This window comes from Clostridium sulfidigenes (assembly GCF_000732635.1).
In the GTDB taxonomy this organism is placed as follows: Bacteria; Bacillota; Clostridia; order Clostridiales; family Clostridiaceae; genus Clostridium_J; species Clostridium_J sulfidigenes.
Map to the genome: position 1 here is coordinate 24,778 of NZ_JPMD01000039.1, position 20,340 is coordinate 45,117.

Here is a 20,340-nt window from a genome sequence, read left to right on the forward strand (position 1 = left end):
TTTATTAATATTTTTAATTTTATCTATATAGAAAAATATATCTTCAATTTCCTTTATTATGTATATTGAATATTATTCTTCATCACAAGCATGATCTAGCATATCTAAAACATAGTTAGGGAGAGCAAAAGATCCCACATGTAAGTCTGTATTATAATACTTAGTCTTTAACCCTAAAGAGTTCCATGCCTCAGCATTTAAATCTTTTACTGGATCATACTTTTTAGATGCGAATCCAAATAACCAATGCCCTGATGAGTAAGTTGGAATATGAACTTGATACACTTTCCCTATTGGGAAGGATTCTTTTATACGCTTATGAGCTCTCTTCATAGAACTAGCATACATTTCATAATAAGGACTTTCATGTTGATTTACTAAAATTCCTTCTTCATTTAATGCATCGTAACAATCTCTATAGAATTCTTTTGTAAATAAGCCCTCTCCAGGTCCTATTGGATCAGTAGAATCTACTATTATTAAATCATAGTAATTTTTCTTATTTTTTACAAATTTAATACCATCTTCAAAGTATAAGTTTACTCTTTCATCCTTTAGTTTACTTGATGTTATAGGAAAATACTCTAAACATACATCAACTACTTTTTTATCGATTTCAACCATGTCTATTTCTTTTATTGTATTATATCTTGTTAGCTCTCTAATTGTTCCACCATCTCCAGCTCCTATAACTAAAACTTTTTCAATCTTAGGATTTGTAGCCATAGGAACATGAACTATCATATCATGATAAATAAATTCATCCTTTTCTGTTATCATAACTATTCCATCTAAAGTGAAAAATCTTCCGAATTCCTTTGTCTCAAATACATCTATTCTTTGAAAATCACTTTTTCCAGCATATATTTGCTTGTCAACCTTTATTGAAAACCTAACAGTCTCTGAGTGATTCTCAGTATACCATAACTCCATTTTTCATCCTCCTAGTTAATATAATATTATTCATTATAAACATTCTTACCACTAAATATTTCTATCATTTCTTTTCTAAGTGCATTACTTATATTAAGTCTTTCTCTTGGTAAAAATTCATGAGTATCTTTTTTAAATAGGTAGTTCTGTAAATCAATTTCCTTTATAAGCATTTTAGTATGAAATATATTTGTTTGATACATGTTTATATCCATAGCATCATACTTTTGCAAAGTCTTATCATCAATATAATCTTGAATTGATTTAATTGGTGTATCTATAAAACACTTCTTACCATTAATGTCACGAGTGAATCCTCGAACACGGTAATCAATGGTAATTATATCAGAGTCAAAACTGCTAATTAGATAATCTAATGCATTTAGCGGAGAAATTTGCCCACAAGTAGATACGTCTATATCTACACGAAAGGTTGCTATAGAATTATCTGGATGATATTCAGGATAAGTATGTACCGTTACATGACTCTTATCCAAATGTGCAACAACAGTCTCCTTAGTTTTTAAAATATATTTACCACTATTACATGATTCATCTATTACCCCATCTCCTAAAGGTTCCTCAGAAATTAATATGGTTACACTTGCACCTTGAGGATCATAGTCCTGCTTGGATATGTTTAACACATGAGCACCAATAATATCAGTAACATCGCATAATATTTTAGTTAATCTTTCTGAATTGTATTGCTCATCAATATAATCTACATACTCTTTTTGTTCTCTTTCACCCTTTGCATAGCAAATGTCATAGATGTTAAAACTTAGTGTCTTAGTAAGATTATTAAAGCCATATAATTTGATTTTATTCTCCATTCTTTTATATACACCTTTCCTTTAGATGAAATTCACTGAGTAAATTTTATTAGGAGTTGTTGAATTTGTCAATAAAAATTTAAAATATAATTATTATATTTTGTTATATGTGAAACCTTATCTATAATTTCAATGTATATACTATAAATATATCTTATAATTCTTATATTATATAAAACATTTATCTATTACTTATTTCTTATAGACTTCTTCTGATTTTGATTATTTAAATTACAGCAATCCATTTTTCTCTTCCCATATAGTTCCTCATTTTGTTTTGCAATCTTATCTAAAAAGCTATTAACCGATTTCTTTATTCTAGTAAACATGCTATCCCTCCATAATAATTATTTATTAGATTATACCAATAACTTATGTGTTTTTAATGGAGTTTTTAATTAAAATATTTTTCATAAAGTTTATGCTCTATCTTAAATAATTTATTAAATATCACTCTAAAATTATACTACGTAACATTTTATTAAGTCATCACCATCTTTATTTTTATCAGTACTTAATATTTTTTCAAGACCTTCTATGACAAAATACTCATTATCCTGTTGTCTTACCATAACTTGAGTATTACTTAACATCATAGGTTCTTTTGAACATCTATTAATTTGATCTGTTGAAACATTTTTAAGTAACTGGCTTTTGGGAATTTCTCTTATATCCATAAATATCTCTCCTTTTAACATGCACAATATTGCACGAAACTAAATATATTTTGAGTTCTAACATATAGTATAAACAAATTAAAATATTTTATTTGATATTGACCTAGGTCCTTAAATTTAATTATGCATCTACATAATACTAAGTTTCTATTACATATTATACATATTATTGAGAAAAAAATTTATCCTTTTATTAAATAACTTTTGTATAAAATAAGAAGGAATACAGCTTATTCCATATTCCTTCTCTTATAATCTTTATTCAAATTTGAAAGTATTTATTATTTCTTTTAGTTTTTCAGACATATGTTGTAACTCATTAGCATGACCCGTAAGCTCCTCTGAAATTCCTGTTACCTCTTCTGTTGAAGCAGTAACCTCTTCTGAAGACGCCGCAGTCTCTTGTGATATAGATGATATATTTTCTATCTGAGTTACTACATTATCCTTCTTTTTATTAATAACTACTATATATTCACTAATTTCAGTAACTTTACTTATTAAATCTTGCACTCCTGCCATTATATCGTTAAATACAGCCTTTGCTTCGTCTACTACACCATCTTGTTCCTCTACAATTTTTTCAGTATCCTTAATAGCCACAACAGCAATGTTAGTCTTAGTTTTTATATCATCCACTATCTTCTTAATTTCCATGGTAGAATCCTTTGATTGCTCTGCTAGCTTTCTAATTTCTTCTGCTACTACTGCAAAACCTCGACCAGCTTCACCAGCTCTAGCTGCTTCAATAGATGCATTAAGAGAAAGTAAGTTAGTTTGTTCTGTAATCTGAGAAATAGTATCTGATACTGAATTTATTTTTCCTGTACTTTCATCCATATCTATAACTAACTCTGAAACCTTATTAGTGGAAACCCTTGTATCATTAGACTTTTCTATCAATGTATCTACCATGGTCAATCCTCTGTTGCTTAGGTGATTAGCATTTTCATATACCGCACCCATAGCTTCTGTAGCTTCATTTAATAATTTTAAGTTCTCTGATAATTCAATCATAGCTGTGGCTCCGTCTTGAGCACTATTAGCTTGTTCAATGGCTCCACCAGACACATCTTCTATAGCTCTTGCTACTTCACTGATAGAAGCACTAGTTTCCTCGGCTATAGCAGATAAATTTGATGAAGTTTCTAAAACTATATTAGAAGACTTGTTAACGCTTTTAATTAATGATGATATGTTTTCTATCATTCCATTGAAATTTTCACCTAAGTCTTTAAATTCATCTCTTGACTTTATATTAACATTAACCCTTAAATCTCCATCTTTAACTTTGTTAAAAGCCGTCAATAATCTATTAATATTCTTTGATATAGAATTACTAAATATTAAAGATACTGCTATAGCTATTATAGCTATTACTCCTGAGGTTAGTATAATTATATTTAGAATATTTTGTGTATCCTTTAATAGTTCTTTCTCATCCAAAGATGCTACTATTTTCCAGCCTGTTAATTGACTTGTAGTGTAAACTGCAAACTTCTTTTCCCCATTAAAATCATATTCAGTAAATCCTTCTTTATTTGAGCTTATGTCACTCCAAACAGAAAGCTTAGCAGCTTCATCAGTACCTATGATTTCTTTATTAGGATGTGCTACTAAATTACCATTTGAATCAGATACATACATGTACCCTTCGTTTCCTACCTTAATCTCAGATAATCCATCAGAAAGATTTTTTAAACTTACATTAACTCCTACAACTCCAACTACATTGCTATTTTTTTCTATAGTCTTAGCTACAGTTACTACATTTTCACCAGTAGTTGCACTTTTATATGGTGAAGTTATCACTATTTGCCCTTTATTTTCCATAGCCAGTTTATACCATGGTCTAGATTTATAGTCATAATTAGCGTCAGTATTTGCTTCTGGGTAAATATGAAATTTCCCCTTTTCTGTTCCCATAAATACATTTAGAATATCTTCATCCGAATTTTTAACATCTGTCATTAATAGTTTAGCAAATTTAAAGTATTCTTCTTTATCTTCCGCTTCCACAATATTTATATTATTAGATAGTAGCTCTATAGACTTAGACATGCCGATAAAATAGTTATCTATTCCTCTATTCACCTCTAAAATTGTTTGTCTGCTTGTAGTTTCAAGCTTATCGCTTAAAATTGATTTTGATTGTGAGTATATAGTTATTCCCATTCCGGAAACTGGTACTAAACAAATCAGTAAAAGTATAACTATAAGTTTGACTCTAATGCTCTGTAATTTAAATTTCTTAAGCTTATTAAGTTTCTTATGTTTCATATTTTTTCCTCCTAAGTGTATAATTTTTTTTAATTTATATATTTTTGTAATTTATATACTTATTATTAATAATGATTAAATTACTTAAAAATCTATAATATTTAATCTATAAAAATATTTCTTTAACCCTTTCTTTAAATTTAATTACAAAATATATTATAAAACTTACTATTATATACTCGAGTACATCTTATTTATCTTTATAAATAATTTAATTATATTTTTATTGAATATAGGTATTTTTAATAATAAAAAAGAAGCAAAATTTCTCTCACTTCTTAAATCAATCAACATATTCTTGGGATTAATTCTCCTTGTAGCATTCCCAAAACCTTAGTTCCTCCAATGTAAGTTTTTAAATACAGCTTACTTTTGCCATCATCTAGCACTTTACCAATAATAGCGCCTTCTCTTCCTAAAGGATTTGATTTAATTACATTTAAAACCTTATGAGCATCTTTATTACTCACAATACAAATTAACTTGCCTTCATTAGCCATATAAAGAGGATCAAATCCTAAAAGATCACAAAAACTCCTTACATCACCTCTTATAGGTATATCCTTTTGCCATATTTCCATAGACTTTCCACTAGTGCTCACTAACTCCTTTAAAGTGTTAGCTAACCCTCCTCTAGTTGGATCTCGCATTACTCTAATTTCATTGCTAGTATCCATTATAGCTTTTGTTAGTTCATTAAGAGCAGCACAATCACTCTTTAAACCTGACTCTATATCTAAATTTTCTCTTTCATTTATAATAGATGTGCCATGATCTCCAATAGTACCACTTATAATTATTGCATCCCCTTCTTTTATCTCCTTTATGTTTAACTGATAATTATTTTTTTCTATATATCCTATTCCTGTTGTATTAATATAAACTTTATGACCTTTTCCACTTTGTACAACCTTAGTATCTCCTGTTACTATTTTAACTCCTATTTTATTAGCAGTATCAGCCATAGATTTTACTATTTTCTCTAAATCTTTAAGTTCTAATCCTTCTTCAAGAATAAAACCAGCAGATATATATAGGGGAGTTGCACCACTTACGCACAAATCATTCACAGTGCCACAAATACTCAGTTTCCCTATATCTCCACCCTTAAAAAACAGAGGATCTACAACAAAACTATCTGTAGTTACTGCTACTTTTCCCTTAATCATATCTAATATAGCTGAATCCCCTTGTTCCTTTAAGATATCATTATTAAAATACCTTAGAAATACATTCTTTATTAATTTATATGTTTCCTCTCCTCCACTACCATGGGCTAATGTTATAACTTCCATAGCTCCTCCTAATATTAAACTTCAAAATAATTTAAATATGCATATAATTAAACTTGTTAACTTATTCTATGTTAAACTTATAATCTACAATTCTTTTGTACTGTATAGAATGCCACAACTTCCTTCTTTAGATACCATGCATGGACCAATTGGAGTCCTTGGTGTGCACATCTTTCCAAAAGCATTACAATCCATAGGACTTTTTATTCCCCTTAATATATCTCCACAAATACACTGATTATTTTTATTTACAATTTTATTTTTTAAAGAAAATTTATTTCTAGCATCAAAGTAGCTATATTCCTCTCTTAGTTTATATCCTGTACCGTCTATTTCTCCAAACCCCCTCCAAAAACTAGATGAAGTTTCAAAGACCTGATTTAATATCTCTTGTGCTTTTCTATTTCCTTCTGGATAAACAAAACCTTTATATAAATTTTCACATCCATAATTACCTCTCTCCTTTTTATCTATGACATAAAGTATCCCAGCTAATATATCTATAGCCTTGAAGCCGCATATAGCCATAGGAGTTTTATACTCATTAGATAATCTCTCAAAAGGTCTGCAACCAATTATTGTTGCTACATGTCCTGGACATATAAATCCATGAATTTTAACTTCTTCACCTAAAATTAGGGTAGACATAACCTTAGGCATAGTCTTTAAGGAATTTAAAATAAAAAAGTTATTTACATTTTTCTCTAGTGCTTCTTTTATTGTAAGAGCTATTATAGGTGCTGTAGTTTCAAAGCCTATAGCTAAAAAAACTATATTCTTATCTCTATTATTTATTGCTATCTTTAAGGCATCTAATGGGGAATATACAACTTCTATCTTTCTTCCTTTAGCCATCTGTTCTCTTAATGAGCTACAACTTCCTGGAACTTTAATCATATCACCAAAGGTAGTTATTACTACATCTTTTCTCTCACTTAACTCTATTGCATGATCTATATAGCTCTCATCTGTTACACAAACGGGACATCCTGGTCCAGATAACAACCTAATATTAGGTGGTAAAAGCTTATCAATACCTGAATTATAAATACTTCGTGTATGCGTACCACAAACCTCCATTATATTTATGTTTTCCTTACATTTTTCCTTTATGTTTTTTAACAACTTAATTGCCAAATTAATTTCCCTCGTATCTCCTTCATCTCTATAAAACATTCTAAAAGTCTCCCATTAACTCCTTAAATATATTTAAAGTCTCCATAGCTTCTTTTTCTTCTATTTTTTCAATGGCACAACCAACATGAACCAAAACATATTCTCCAACAACTAAATTTTCTATTAGACTAGTATTGATTCTTTTTCTTAAACTCCCAAACTCAACTAAGGAATTACCTTCATATATTTCTAATACCTTTCCTGGAATAGCTACACACATATTAATACTCCTTACATAACTCATTTCCTATAACTACTTGACCTATAGATAATCCCCCATCATTGCAAGGTATTAATCTATGGGTTATAACTTGAAATCCACTTTCCTTCAACGTCATCTCTATTCCTTCTAATAAAATAGAGTTTTGAAATACACCTCCACTTAAAGCTACCTTATTTATGCTATATTCTTCTCTCAACTTAATACAAATTTCATTTGAAAAATCTATTATTGTATTATGAAATTTAAAAGCTACACACCCTTTATCAATGTTATTATCTAAATCCTTTATAATGTCTCTAATCATATTATTTATATTTATAATATAAGGAAGGCAATCACCAATTTCCCACTGATATCTATTCTCACACCTTTTTATATAATCATAATTTCTAGTATCCTTTAAAGAATCAATGAAACTTTCTGCTAAGCTTTCAACATACATAGCAGCCTCTCCTTCATAGGACACATCTTTGTTAAAATCTAAAAGGCTGGCAATTCCATCAAATAGTCTTCCCATACTAGAAGTTAGTGGACAATTAAAATTCTTTCTTAGAATATTAATAATTATCCTTGATTCCATACCGTGAAAATATCTACAAACAGCTTCTTCAATCTCCTCTTTCTTTAATGCTCCTAATAAAATAGATAGTCCAATTCTCCATGGAAATTTTACTGCTCCATCCCCTCCAGGCAAGGGAATATATTTTAAGTGTGCTCCCCTAATAAAGTTTTTTTTGTCACATATTAAAAACTCTCCTCCCCAAAGGTTTCCATCTTCTCCATACCCTACTCCATCAAAAGCTATCCCTATAACTTTATCATTTTCTTTATTTTCTACCATACAGCTCACTATATGACTATGATGATGATAAACACCTAAAGTTTTCACCTTGTTTTTATCTAAATAATTCTTACTCCAATAGTTAGGATGCATATCATGAATAATTGTACTCGGTTCAACTCTAAAAATATTCTTCATGTGCTTTAACACTATATTAAATCTTAAATAATTCTCTTCTCCCTCCATATCTCCAATATAAGGACTTGTAAAAATACAATCTCCACTTCCAATGGAAAATGAATTTTTAAATTGAGATCCTAAGGCTAGGATATTTTCTTTGAATATATATTTATTATAGTAAGGCGCATAACCTCTACCAGCCTTATAACCCTACCGTAACCGCCAATTACTTGAACTACAGAATCATCGACGGGCATATTAATTTCTCTATTATGAATTAAAAAATAATCTACTATTTCACTAAGATTGTCTATAGCCTCTATATCCTCATGTATTATTGGCATAGTACTTAAATTTCCGCTAGTAAAAACTAAAGTATCTATGTTGTTATCAAATATTAAATAATGAAGAGGAGAATAGGGTAATACTACTCCTAGTCTTTTATTATTAAAGGAAATATTAGTTGGTAGTTTATTGTTCTTTTTCTTTAAAAGCAATATAGGTTTCTTATTTCCTGTTAAAATTTCTTTTTCTTCATTATTTACATAACAGTATTTTTCTACTACATTTATATCTTTCATCATAAGGGCTAATGCCTTATCTGGTCTATGTTTTCTAAGCCTTAGTTTTTCTATAACTAGTTCATTATTTCCATCACAAACAAGATTAAAACCACCTATGCCCTTAACTCCAATTATTTTTCCTTCCCTTAAATACTTTCTCACACTTTCAAATTCATCCTTAGATTTTATAGGGTTCCCCTTATTATCTAAGAGGATTACTCTTGGACCACAAGCAGAACAACAAGTAGGCTCTGCATGAAATCTTCTATCATTAGGATTTTCATATTCTTTCTTACATTTGTCACACATAATAAAATTTTCCATAGAAGTATATTCTCTATCATAGGGAGTATCTTTTATTATGGAAAATCGAGGACCACAATTTGTACAATTTATAAAAGGATATAAATATCTTCTTAGATTATTACTATCCCCTAGCTCTTTTTCACACTCCTTACATGTAGCTATATCTGGAGAAATTAAAGTCCGCCCCTTCTCCTCGGTACTTTCTACTATTAGAAACTCCTTATAATCTTTTAGGCTTTTTTTATTCTCAACTACTACTTCTTCAATACTACTTAACTCAGGTGCCCTTTCCTTAAGGTTAGTTAAAAAATTATCTATACCTACTTCAGCTCCTTGAACTTCCATAACCACTCCCTTACTTGTATTATTCACCCAACCTGATAGTTGATTTTCTAAAGCTATTCTATATACAAAAGGTCTAAATCCTACGCCTTGAACTGTCCCTTTAACTATAATTCCTTTTCTAATCACTTTATTCTCCCTCTATTCTGTAGAGCAAAATTTCATAACCTGAAGTTATTTCACTACTTACATGATTACAAATTGGACACTTTTTATTAGTAATCTTTAAAGGAAATTCCTTATGACAATTATAACAATATGCCTTACTTAATAACTTTTCTATAATAAGTTTTGCACCCTCACAACAACTCCCTGAACTCATTTCTTTAAAAATAAAATCAATGGAAGAATTATCTATACAAGAAAATTCTCCTATTTGTAAAATTACCTTTGCTACCTTAGTTATATTATTTTTAATACACTGTTCCTCTACCATATCTATAACGTAACTAATTATTGAAATTTCATGCATTTATATCACCAATTATCCTTTTAATTTCCCTAAATACTTTTTTAGTAATTTCAGAAAAATTATCCTTTAAAGTTTTAGATAACTCTAAGGAATAATTCACTTTTTCCACTTCAATACCAACTAAATATCCAGGAATTTCTCTATATTCTTCTCTTAGAACCCTCAAAAGATTTTCACTATGCATATCTCTGCAAGGGCTAATAAATTTATCACATTCCTTTAAATTTAAGACTGAAACCCTACCAGGCTCAATTCCAAAGTAGGTACTGTCTACCAGAATAACAGTATCTTCCTTATTAATTTCATTTAAACAATATATATAATCAATTCCAACTATTAATACCTTAACTTCTTCGCTATAGCTTTCTAATTGGGCCCCTATGAACTCCATTACCTTTACTCCTATACCATCATCACCCAAAATAATATTTCCTATGGCAAAAATCTTTATCATAGTATATTTATTGTTATAGGCTCATATTTATCACTGGTTACATGTGCGGCACAGTTTAAACATGGATCAAAGCTCCTTACTATACGTCCTATTTCTACTGGGTGGACCATATCTTTTATTTCCGTTCCTATCAACGCTTCTTCCACTGGTCCTTTTATTCCCCTATTGTCAGTAGGTGATAAATTCCAAGATGAAGGTGGTATTAAAGTATAGTGATGTACTAACTTGTTTTTAATAGACAACCAATGTCCTAGGGATCCTCTCTCTGCTTCTATTAATCCAACGCCTCTTGATTCCTCAGGTATTTCCCATTGCTCTTGATAAGCCTTTTTTAGCTTTAATAAATCTATTAATCCCTCTATAGCTTCACAAAGTCTCTTCGCCTCTATTGATTTAGCAATTATTCTATCCATAGTAGATACTCCTCCACTATAGTCACCACTTAAAGTCATTCTAGCTAGTGCTCCAACCTCCATAGGATTCCCCTTATATCTAGGTGCATTAACCCAACTATATGCTTCTGGTTTATAAGGATTATAGGTGATTTTATTGTCTTCTCCTGGTATTAAAGTTTGCAAATCTGATTCTACCCAAGTTTTAGAAATATCTTCTGCTATATTGCTAGATTGAAATTCTTCTCTAATTCCATTTATCATTACTCCAGTTGATACCATTTTAATTGGATGTAAATAATTATCATATAATCCATAACTCATAAAATTCTTATATCCACCACCAATTTTAAAATAATCTTCATAAGTGGCTGCTATAGCATATACATCCGGTATAAGTTTATCTACAATAAAACTTTTTATTACTTTTATACTATATTTAATGTTTTCTATTTGAGGTATATCAATATTTGTAGTTGTGCCACCTACAAAAATGCCATGACAATGAGGAACTTTTCCAGCTAATTCAGCTACTGCTCTATGTGCTTCTCTACTATACCTTACTGCTCCTAAGTAATCTTCATTTATTCTTTTTGTATCCTCTCTAGATAACCTGTAATCAGCAGCTTTAGCACTTTCCGTTTTATACAACGGATTTATATGAACTATATCTACATAATCTGGAAATACGAAAAAATATATGTGCCTCAAATAATTCTGCAAAAATTCAAATCCGTTAGCAATATCTCTAACTACTTTTCCATTAAAATCAGGTGTAACTTTCATTGCATCTTCTAGACATAAAGTAGCAGCTACAGCATGATGAGTAGAACAAATTCCACATACCCGTGGAGCCAGTCTTATAATATCTAAGGGATATCTACCTTTAAACATCTCCTCAAATCCTCTAAACTGACTTCCACTACTTTTTGCATCTATAATCTTATTATTAACTACATTCACTTCTATATTTAAAAGTCCACTTACCCTAGTCAATGGGTCAATTACTATCTTAGTCATAATTAAGCTCCTCCATATTTTACAAAAGGCTCTGTTCCATCTGGAAATTTAGGTCCTGCACAGCCTATACAATTAGTATTATCCCCTATTGGCCAATTATCAGTGCCGTTCCATCGACTTACAGGACAATATGCATAAGTTATTGGACCTCTGCAACCTAAAGAAAATAAACATTCTGGATCTCCAAATTTCTTAGCAAATATCCCATTATCAAAAAACCTTCTTCTTGGACAATTGTCATGAATTGTCTCTCCATAATAAGCCTTTGGTCTTCCATCACTATCAACTTCTGGCATACCATAAGATGTAATGTAACCCAAAGTTCCCATAGTCCAAACAGGATTTGCAGGACAACCTGGTATTCTAATGATGTCATCTCTTTTTAAAAACTCTGATATGCTAACTCCATTAGATATATTAGGTCTTGCTGCAGTAGGTCCTCCATAACAAGCACATGTTCCTACTGAAATAATATATTTAGCATTTTTAGCTATGGTTTCTACCGCCTCCATTGCTGTTATTTTTCTTCCATTATAGGTAGCAACAGTAGTAAATAGACCATTATCTCTTAATGGTACTGCCCCACAAACTAAAAATATATATTCAGTATCTAAAATTTCAAATATTCTCTCATAGCTTTCCTGTCCCTCATCTCCATTTATACTGCCAAAGAAAATCATATTAACAAATTCCTTTAGCATATATAAAACATCAGGTTCATCTCCATTTAACAGAGAAATTACTTCTCCAAAACACCCTGATATCTCTAACCATATAGCATTGATTCTTCCCTTTTTCCCTTGTTGTACTTCTTCTATAGCTCTTTTTGCATAGGAGATAGCCAATTCTTCTTTATTTCTTAGAAAATTACACATAATTATTCCTCTTTTAAATTACTACTATAATAATAGTTTTTTAGTATAAATTTTATGCAATAATTATTAAATTTATCTTATTTTCATATTGACATACTTAAGATTTTACTGTAGTATTAATATAAAGATATTAATTGTGTACAATTTAATTGTTAGCTATTTCATATTGCACTATATACTCATCATGAAAGGAGAAATATATATGAATATTTATGATTTTAAAGTTAAAACTATAGATGGAGAAGAAACTACTTTAGAAAAATACAAAGGTAAGGTTCTAGTGGTTGTAAATACAGCTAGTAAATGTGGATTTACACCTCAATATTCTGATTTAGAAAATATCTATAAAAAATATAAGGATATGGGGCTAGAAATTTTAGGCTTCCCATGTAATCAATTTGCTGAACAAGAACCTGGTAATAGCAATGATGTAAAAGCATTTTGTCAGTTAAACTATGGTGTTACTTTTCCATTATTTGAAAAGGTAGATGTTAAGGGACAAACAGCTCATCCCCTATTTAAATCTTTAAGTAATTCTATGCCTTTTAAGGGTTTTGATTTAAGTACCCCTAGCGGAAGACTACTGGATAACATCTTGAAAGAAAAATACCCTGAGTATATTATTGGTAATAGTATTAAGTGGAACTTCACTAAATTCTTAATAGATAGAGATGGAAATATAGTAGATAGATTTGAATCTCCGGTAGATCCTACGGATATGATTCCAGAAATAGAAAAAATTTTATAGGACTGAGGTTTCTAATATGAGTTATGAACACTTAGATATTGATAATCAACTATGCTTTGCTTTATATGCTTCTTCAAAAGCTGTAATAAAAAGTTATAAGCCACTATTAGATGAACTTGGCATTACTTACACTCAATATATTACCCTTTTAGTCCTTTGGAAAGAGGATAATATAACTGTAAAAGAGTTAGGTAAGAAACTTTATTTGGATTCTGGAACCCTTACACCTGTATTAAAAAGACTTGAATCCATGGATATAATACAAAGAATAAGAGCTTCTCAAGATGAAAGAAATGTATATGTGAAACTAACAGATAAAGGTATTGCAATGAAGGATAAAGCTTCAAAAATACCTGGAAAAATGTTCTGTAGTACTGGTCTTTCTTTAGATGAAGTATCAGGCTTAAGAGAAAAACTTAAATTTTTATTAAATAATCTACAATAGAAAAACAAGCTAGGTACAAGTGTTTCAACTTAAACCTAGCTTACTTTTTTATTTCTATATCTTAATTAACAGGAATAGTTTCTCTTGGTGTGGACCTCTGCCTTTAATATTTCTTCTTTCTCTTTTAGAATTTCATTACCCAATATTCCTCTAGATACTTCTTCAAATCCAATTCTCTCTACCATATCACCAAATCTTTCTCCAGTTTTTCCGTTATCTCTATAATATAAAATTGCTTTTTCTATTATATTCATAGCCTCATCATATAAATAAATCCCTTTCAATGGTTCACCACGTCTTGGAGTTTTACCCCATTTCCCACCTATAAATAGTTTTACACCATCTTTTTTGCATACCATTGAACCAAAATGACATTTATCTATACAAAGTCCACAGTTTGTACACTTCTCCCTATCTATTTGAAGCTTTCCATTAATAACTTTTGCTGCTCCTTTTTTACAAGCTTCTTCTACTGAACACTTTTTACATCCTAAACATAAATCCTTATTGCAGTCTGGTACTCTTTGACCCATTATGCCAAAATCATTTAAGTCTGGCTTTATACAGTTATTTGGACATCCACCTATACCTATTTTAAACTTATGTGGCAAAAGTACATTGTAATATCCTTTATAAAATCTTTCATGTATTTTCCTCGATAATTCTTGTGTGTCTAAAAGCCCAAATATACATACCGTTCCTTTGCACGCTACTACAGGTCTAACTCTGGGACCTGTGCCTCCAGCTTCTAGTCCAGCGTCACTAAGCTCTTCTTTTACCTTTTCAATATCTTCAAATCTTATCCATGGAATTTCTACTGTAAGTCTTGTAGTATAACTCATATATCCTCTTCCATATTTCTCAGCTATTTCAGAAAGGACTCTTGTTTCCTTTGAATTTAAGCATCCATCCTCAGTTATTACTCTACATGCAAAGTGTATTCCATCTCTTTGTGGAAGAAATCCTTGCCCCTTTAATTTTGATTTTTCTTCTGCCGATGCTATTATTGCCATTTTCTTCACTACCCTTCTTTATTTCATTGTATTGACATTCTAATTGTTAATCTTTCTGCACTTGTCATATCCTTGTAATATTTTCATATTTATTATATCTCTGCAATTTTACAAAGTGAACTTAAGATTAGTTATAGTAAAATAAAGATTATTTATACTTAGGATAACTTAAATATAAAATAGAGACTAAATTAGAAGATGTTTTATTCTAATTCAGTCTCATCACATTGCTTTTTACAAAAATCAATAAAGTTCTTTATAAAATCCATATTTGAGTTTTTTAAATATATAAAATTAAATTCTCTTTTCATTTTCATATTTTTGGTTGATAATGCTTTAAATTTTTTACACATCAATGGTGAATTTAATGCTTCCTTTGATACCACCGTTGCTCCAAGTCCAGATTCTACTAAAGACATAATTGCTGTTATATCTCCAATTTCCATATAAGGATTAATATTCTTAGGTTCAAATCCTTGCTGCACCATATAATCTTCAAATATCTGTCTTGTCCCAGATCCTTTTTCTCTTAGTATAAGTTTTTCTGAAAGAATTTCATCTATTGTTATTTTCTTTTTCTTAGCCATTTCATGACTTTTTGAAATAACAAATACTAGTTCATCATCTTTAAATTTTTCATAAATCACCTTACTTTTATCAAAGGGCCCCTCTATAACACCCAATATAATCTCACCACTAAAGAGTTTTTGGATTATATTCCCTGTATTTTCTACATGAAGTATTACATCTATGTTTTTGTTGCTCACCTTATAATTTCCTATGATAGGTGGAAGTACATATCCCCCTATAGTAAGAGTTGCACCTACATTATATCTCTTTATAATAGATGATTCATTTGAAAGATGGTTTTTTGCCAATTTACTTATTTTATCAATTTCTAAAGCATACTTATAAAGTATCCTTCCGGCCTCCGTAAGCTCCATGTTCTTATTTTTTTTTTTCTAATAACTTCACATTGTAATATTCCTCTAAAAGTTTTATATGATGAGAAATTGCAGGTTGAGTCATATTTAATATGCTGGCAGCCCGTGTAAAGTTCTTTGTATCAGCCACAGTAATAAATGTTTCAAGCTTTATATCGATCACAGCTTATATCCTTTCCTTTCCAACTTACTATAAGATATCCTAATTATACTACGTATATCTATAAAGTTCTAATTCATCATATTAAATACTCTAATCATATTCTAGTTAATATTCCATCTACCTATATCTTCCTTAATAGAAATCGATTTATATATTCCTATAATAAACTTTTATTTATTATAACTAATGATATGAATATCCATATTAATATAATAACTCCACTAGCCACATAATTTTTAGGTTTTCCTTCCTTAAAAATATTTTCTGCTTCAAGTCTGCAACTTTCTATAACTTCTTTTGGAATGAGCTTTAAGGACAACCAAATGAGAACAGGTAATAAGATAGCATCATCTAAAAATCCAAAAATAGGTATAAAATCCGGTATTAAATCTACTGGACTAAACGCATAGCCTATAGTTATTGCAACTACTACCTTTGCATACCATGGTGCGCTTCTTTTTTTATATACAAGATACAAAGTATCTATATGTACTTTTAACTTTTTTGCCCAATACTTTATCTTTTCTATCATACTATTTACCCTCATCCACTTATTTAAATTATCAATACATAATTCTATACTATCAAATCTACTATATAAATAGTTTATTTTATAAACTGTTTATATACAACAGTTACTTTACATAGTTGAATTTTATTTTTATATTTATATTTATCTAAACATATTTGCGTAATTCATTTTAATTTACATATACTTTATTTAATAGTTTAAAAAATTTATTATATTTACAAATTAGTTCAATTATAAGCATAAAACTCGCTCTAAATTTGTGGTAAAATATTCTTATGCCTTAGTAACATTTATTATTACCGTAGGAGGTATTAGCATGAGTTTAATAACTAGTAAAAGTTATAATGTACACTATTATGAAGTGGATGCCAAGAAAAGAGCTTTAATTTCCACTATTATGAATTATCTTATGGACATATGCTCTGTACAATCTGATAGCCGTGGTGTTGGTGTAGAATACCTAATGGCAAATAATAAAGGATGGATACTAACACAGTGGAATATAAAAATAAGTAGATACCCTTTGTATGATGAGAACTTAAAAGTATCTACGAGAGCAAATTCTTTCTATAAATATTACGCATATAGAACAAACTATATTGAAGATAGTTTAGGTAAATTAATAGTGGATGGACGGTCTATATGGCTCTTGGTTGATTCAACTAAAAGACGGCCTGTAAAAGTAAGCAATGATATGTATGCTGCATACAATATATCCAAGGATGAAAATGAACGCTTTATTCATTCCTCATTTAAACCTTTAGAAAGTTGGGATACTGAAAAGGTCTTTGATATAAGATATAGTGATATAGACACTAATCAACATGTTAATAATGTAAAATATGTAAGTTGGATAATTGAATCTATACCATTAGATATTGCTTTAAATTATGAAATGCGTGAGATTACAGTAGTATATAAAAAAGAAACCTACTATGGTCATAGAATAAAAGTTCATACCAAAATTGAAAAATCACAAACTGGATATATATGTACTCATGATATCATAAATGAAGATGGAGAGGACTTGACCTTAGCTATTACCTATTGGGAATAAAATATAACTTTAAAATGGTATCATAGCTTCCAATGTATAGAAAACTATGATACCACTTTTTTAAAAGAAATGATTATTACTTAGTAATTCTTTGTTATATTCCTCATGCTTTTCAATTAACTTCCCTAACGATTTTCCCTTCATCATGTCTATTATCATAGGGGATAAAATTGAAAGCCCATCTCGGTATCCCAGGTCAATATGTTGATTTAATGTACTTTGTCTTATATTAACTGTACCTATACCACTTACTGCTTCTAAATGCATAGAAGGATATATTTCAATAATATTGCAGTCTTCAAATCCTGTTCTATCTAATTGATGCTTATAAGATAAATGTACAACTATGATAACATCACAATTATGATTTTTAAGAGGAGCTATTGGTACATTATCTGCATTTTGATAATCATATTTAGGACTATTTATACCCCCATCTGAATATCTATACTCATTTATAATTATAGGCTTAAAAATAAATGGTACTGCACAGGACGCAAGTACAATGTCTATAAGTTTCTCATTGTCATAATCATTTAATCTAAAATACTCAGGTGTTTTCAGGTCTATATTATATGCACATGCATAGAGAGTTTTTCTGGACTCTTTAATTACTTTTAAATCAACATACTCCTCAATAAACTTACGTATGCCACTTTGAGAAAGCAAACCTATATCACTTACACTAAGCAGTTCATTAAATTTTTGTTCCTTACCTATATTCTTAGCTTTTTTTATTAACTGAGAAATCTTTAAATCTCTTGCTAGACTTTCATGATTAATAAATCTAGAATAAGTTAGACTTGACCAACTCTTGTCCATTATACTATTGTCATTCATAGATAATAAAAGTCCATTTATTGTACCAATTGACGTTCCTGATACAACGGAAACTCTTCTTATTATGTCTAACTCCCAAAGTGCCTTAAATACCCCTGCCTCATAGGCACCTTTTGCACCTCCACCTGCTAATACTAGTCCAATATTCAAATCAAATAATTTTTTTATTTCATCCATGCTTTCCCTCTTAACTTATAATTTATTCATTACTACACTATAATCTAATCATATAAAACCTAAAGTAAATTAAATAAAATATTATTCATACTAAGGCTTTATAAGTATCTATTTAAGATAACCTTTATAGTGTATATGTATATCTACCTTATTTTTATATATTTCCATTTTCCTGTTCTAAATCTCATGTAAACAAAAAACCATCGTACAAATTGATCCATGAATACAGCCATCCATGCTCCTGCTAATCCATACCCAAATATATTTACAAGCAAATGAGCTAAAACAACTCTTATTAATAATACCCCAACAAAGGTAGCAACTAGTGGCCAGAAGGTGTCCCCTGCACCTCTTAAAGCCCCTGCTAATATTAGTTGTGATGATTGAAATGGTTGAACTAACGCTATTATTTTTAAGGCTATAGATGCATTTTGTATAATCCTTGGATCCTTTGAATATAAACCTACAATCTGCGGACCAAAAAAGAAGAAAATTATAGCCATAAAAGTGGATATCAATGAACCAATCTTTCTGGTTTCCTTGGCATAACTCTCCGCCTTTGAAAGTTCTTTAGCTCCTATGCTTCTACCTACCAGGGATGAGGCTGCAATTCCAAAAGCTTGTCCTGGTTGAAAAGAAAGACTTAATATATTTAATGATATTTGATGTGATGCATACACTACAGTTCCTAGTCCTGCAACTATTCTTACAAACATAAGTACTCCAGCTCTTAAAACTAACTGCTCAAGAGATGCAGGTACACCTATCTTTACTAGATTATAAATAATATTTTTATCAATTTTAAATGATTTTTTAATATCTAATTTAATTATGCTTTTACCTTTTATAATATACCTAAATAAAAATACACTTGCTATTACATTAGATATAGCCGTAGATATTCCAGCTCCTGTAACACCAAGCTTAGGAAGTCCAAAAAGACCATATATAAGAACTGCATTCCCAATAACATTAAAAAAGTTAGCTCTTAAATTTATCTTCATAGGTGTTTTTGTTTCTCCTATACCTCTAAGTGCTGCAGATATTGACATATTAAAAGATTGAAATATAAATCCAACCATAATAATTTTAAAATAGCTTCCACCTACTTGTAACGTATCATTTGCTGCCCCCATAAATTTCATAATTGGTCCAGTAAAAATTATTCCTAATACCGATATAGGTATAGCTAACATTATCAAACTCAATAGTATTACATGCTTTAAAGTAGTTTCTATTTTATCTGTTCTTTTTGATCCAAGGTATCTAGCAATCATTGCTGTTCCACCAACATTTAAAGCTTGCACAAGAGACAATCCTATAAATAATGGCTGATTTGTCATACCTACAGCAGATACAGAAGCTGCAGCCAATGAATTATCGCCCATTCTTCCAAGCATCATCATATCTACCATTCCAAAAAGGGAACCCATAAGAAGTTCTAACAGAACAGGCCACGCAATGTTGATAACATCATTTCTTGTAGAATTTTTCGACCACATAAATATTCTAGTCTTTTTTCCATCTCCACTTTCCTTTGAAGCAAACATTATCATTCTCCTTTACAAGTTAATTTAAAGACAATACTTCTAATACTATATACACTCTTTTTATAC

Annotated in this window: 23 protein-coding genes; 3 read left to right on the plus strand and 20 right to left on the minus strand. The window is 29.9% G+C overall.

Going from position 1 to position 20,340, the window contains the following annotated elements:
- Positions 1-72: 72 nt before the first annotated feature.
- The 14 genes from speE to IO99_RS15290 form a co-directional block, all read right to left on the minus strand.
- The gene (gene speE, locus IO99_RS15235) at positions 73-933 is read right to left on the minus strand and encodes a polyamine aminopropyltransferase (RefSeq protein WP_035134950.1); all 861 of its coding nucleotides are present in this window, start codon (positions 931-933) and stop codon (positions 73-75) included.
- 26 nt (positions 934-959) lie between these two features.
- Entirely contained in the window at positions 960-1,769 is an 810-nt protein-coding gene (gene speD / locus IO99_RS15240) for an adenosylmethionine decarboxylase (protein ID WP_035134951.1), read from the minus strand.
- 188 nt (positions 1,770-1,957) lie between these two features.
- Positions 1,958-2,098 (minus strand): LDCC motif putative metal-binding protein, encoded by a 141-nt coding sequence (locus IO99_RS19180; RefSeq protein ID WP_156964382.1) that lies wholly within the window; start codon positions 2,096-2,098, stop codon positions 1,958-1,960.
- A gap of 132 nt (positions 2,099-2,230) precedes the next feature.
- Positions 2,231-2,446: a hypothetical protein gene (locus IO99_RS15245; protein WP_035134953.1), complete on the minus strand. Its 216-nt coding sequence runs from the start codon at positions 2,444-2,446 to the stop codon at positions 2,231-2,233.
- 258 nt (positions 2,447-2,704) lie between these two features.
- Positions 2,705-4,726, minus strand: coding sequence for a methyl-accepting chemotaxis protein (locus IO99_RS15250; RefSeq protein ID WP_035134955.1), 2,022 nt, complete (start codon positions 4,724-4,726; stop codon positions 2,705-2,707).
- 287 nt (positions 4,727-5,013) lie between these two features.
- Positions 5,014-6,021 (minus strand): hydrogenase expression/formation protein HypE, encoded by a 1,008-nt coding sequence (gene hypE / locus IO99_RS15255; RefSeq protein ID WP_035134957.1) that lies wholly within the window; start codon positions 6,019-6,021, stop codon positions 5,014-5,016.
- A gap of 84 nt (positions 6,022-6,105) precedes the next feature.
- Entirely contained in the window at positions 6,106-7,197 is a 1,092-nt protein-coding gene (gene hypD / locus IO99_RS15260) for a hydrogenase formation protein HypD (protein WP_035134959.1), read from the minus strand.
- 1 nt (position 7,198) lies between these two features.
- The gene (locus IO99_RS15265; protein WP_035134961.1) at positions 7,199-7,417 is read right to left on the minus strand and encodes a HypC/HybG/HupF family hydrogenase formation chaperone; all 219 of its coding nucleotides are present in this window, start codon (positions 7,415-7,417) and stop codon (positions 7,199-7,201) included.
- A gap of 1 nt (position 7,418) precedes the next feature.
- A complete protein-coding gene (locus IO99_RS19515; RefSeq protein WP_341349100.1) occupies positions 7,419-8,546 on the minus strand; it encodes a Kae1-like domain-containing protein in 1,128 nt (375 codons plus the stop codon).
- Complete coding sequence (locus IO99_RS19520; RefSeq protein ID WP_242844136.1) at positions 8,525-9,721, minus strand: Sua5/YciO/YrdC/YwlC family protein; 1,197 nt, start codon at positions 9,719-9,721, stop codon at positions 8,525-8,527. Before IO99_RS19520 ends, IO99_RS19515 begins: the two co-directional genes overlap by 22 nt.
- A gap of 1 nt (position 9,722) precedes the next feature.
- Positions 9,723-10,064: a hydrogenase maturation nickel metallochaperone HypA/HybF gene (locus IO99_RS15275; RefSeq protein WP_035134962.1), complete on the minus strand. Its 342-nt coding sequence runs from the start codon at positions 10,062-10,064 to the stop codon at positions 9,723-9,725.
- Positions 10,057-10,518, minus strand: a complete 462-nt coding sequence (locus IO99_RS15280) for a hydrogenase maturation protease (protein ID WP_035134964.1) — start codon at positions 10,516-10,518, stop codon at positions 10,057-10,059. The genes IO99_RS15275 and IO99_RS15280 overlap by 8 nt, the downstream gene beginning before the upstream one ends.
- The gene (locus tag IO99_RS15285; RefSeq protein WP_035134966.1) at positions 10,515-11,930 is read right to left on the minus strand and encodes a nickel-dependent hydrogenase large subunit; all 1,416 of its coding nucleotides are present in this window, start codon (positions 11,928-11,930) and stop codon (positions 10,515-10,517) included. Before IO99_RS15285 ends, IO99_RS15280 begins: the two co-directional genes overlap by 4 nt.
- A 2-nt stretch (positions 11,931-11,932) precedes the next feature.
- The gene (locus IO99_RS15290) at positions 11,933-12,805 is read right to left on the minus strand and encodes a hydrogenase small subunit (RefSeq protein ID WP_035134968.1); all 873 of its coding nucleotides are present in this window, start codon (positions 12,803-12,805) and stop codon (positions 11,933-11,935) included.
- A 202-nt stretch (positions 12,806-13,007) separates the two neighbouring features.
- Between IO99_RS15290 and IO99_RS15295 the strand changes: the two genes are divergently transcribed.
- Positions 13,008-13,553, plus strand: coding sequence for a glutathione peroxidase (locus IO99_RS15295; protein WP_035134970.1), 546 nt, complete (start codon positions 13,008-13,010; stop codon positions 13,551-13,553).
- Positions 13,554-13,569: 16 nt separating this feature from the next.
- Entirely contained in the window at positions 13,570-13,998 is a 429-nt protein-coding gene (locus tag IO99_RS15300) for a MarR family winged helix-turn-helix transcriptional regulator (RefSeq protein ID WP_035134972.1), read from the plus strand.
- A gap of 65 nt (positions 13,999-14,063) precedes the next feature.
- Here the strand turns inward: IO99_RS15300 and IO99_RS15305 are convergent, their stop codons facing one another.
- From IO99_RS15305 to IO99_RS15315, 4 genes are all read right to left on the minus strand, one after another.
- On the minus strand, positions 14,064-15,011 hold the full coding sequence (locus tag IO99_RS15305) for a 4Fe-4S binding protein (protein WP_035134974.1): 948 nt from the start codon (positions 15,009-15,011) through the stop codon (positions 14,064-14,066).
- Between the two features lie 203 nt (positions 15,012-15,214).
- Complete coding sequence (locus tag IO99_RS15310; protein WP_051824195.1) at positions 15,215-15,955, minus strand: LysR substrate-binding domain-containing protein; 741 nt, start codon at positions 15,953-15,955, stop codon at positions 15,215-15,217.
- 4 nt (positions 15,956-15,959) lie between these two features.
- A complete protein-coding gene (locus tag IO99_RS19525) occupies positions 15,960-16,118 on the minus strand; it encodes a helix-turn-helix domain-containing protein (RefSeq protein ID WP_242844137.1) in 159 nt (52 codons plus the stop codon).
- 157 nt (positions 16,119-16,275) lie between these two features.
- Positions 16,276-16,650 carry a YkvA family protein gene (locus tag IO99_RS15315; protein ID WP_035134976.1) on the minus strand — a complete coding sequence of 125 codons (375 nt, stop codon included), beginning with the start codon at positions 16,648-16,650 and terminating at the stop codon, positions 16,276-16,278.
- A 316-nt stretch (positions 16,651-16,966) separates the two neighbouring features.
- Here IO99_RS15315 and IO99_RS15320 point away from each other — a divergent pair, with 316 nt between their 5' ends.
- The gene (locus IO99_RS15320) at positions 16,967-17,707 is read left to right on the plus strand and encodes an acyl-[acyl-carrier-protein] thioesterase (protein ID WP_035134978.1); all 741 of its coding nucleotides are present in this window, start codon (positions 16,967-16,969) and stop codon (positions 17,705-17,707) included.
- A gap of 60 nt (positions 17,708-17,767) precedes the next feature.
- Here IO99_RS15320 and IO99_RS15325 read toward each other — a convergent pair whose 3' ends face one another.
- Positions 17,768-18,724: a patatin-like phospholipase family protein gene (locus IO99_RS15325; RefSeq protein ID WP_035134980.1), complete on the minus strand. Its 957-nt coding sequence runs from the start codon at positions 18,722-18,724 to the stop codon at positions 17,768-17,770.
- Positions 18,725-18,867: 143 nt separating this feature from the next.
- Positions 18,868-20,274, minus strand: coding sequence for an MATE family efflux transporter (locus IO99_RS15330; RefSeq protein ID WP_035134982.1), 1,407 nt, complete (start codon positions 20,272-20,274; stop codon positions 18,868-18,870).
- Positions 20,275-20,340 lie beyond the last annotated feature (66 nt).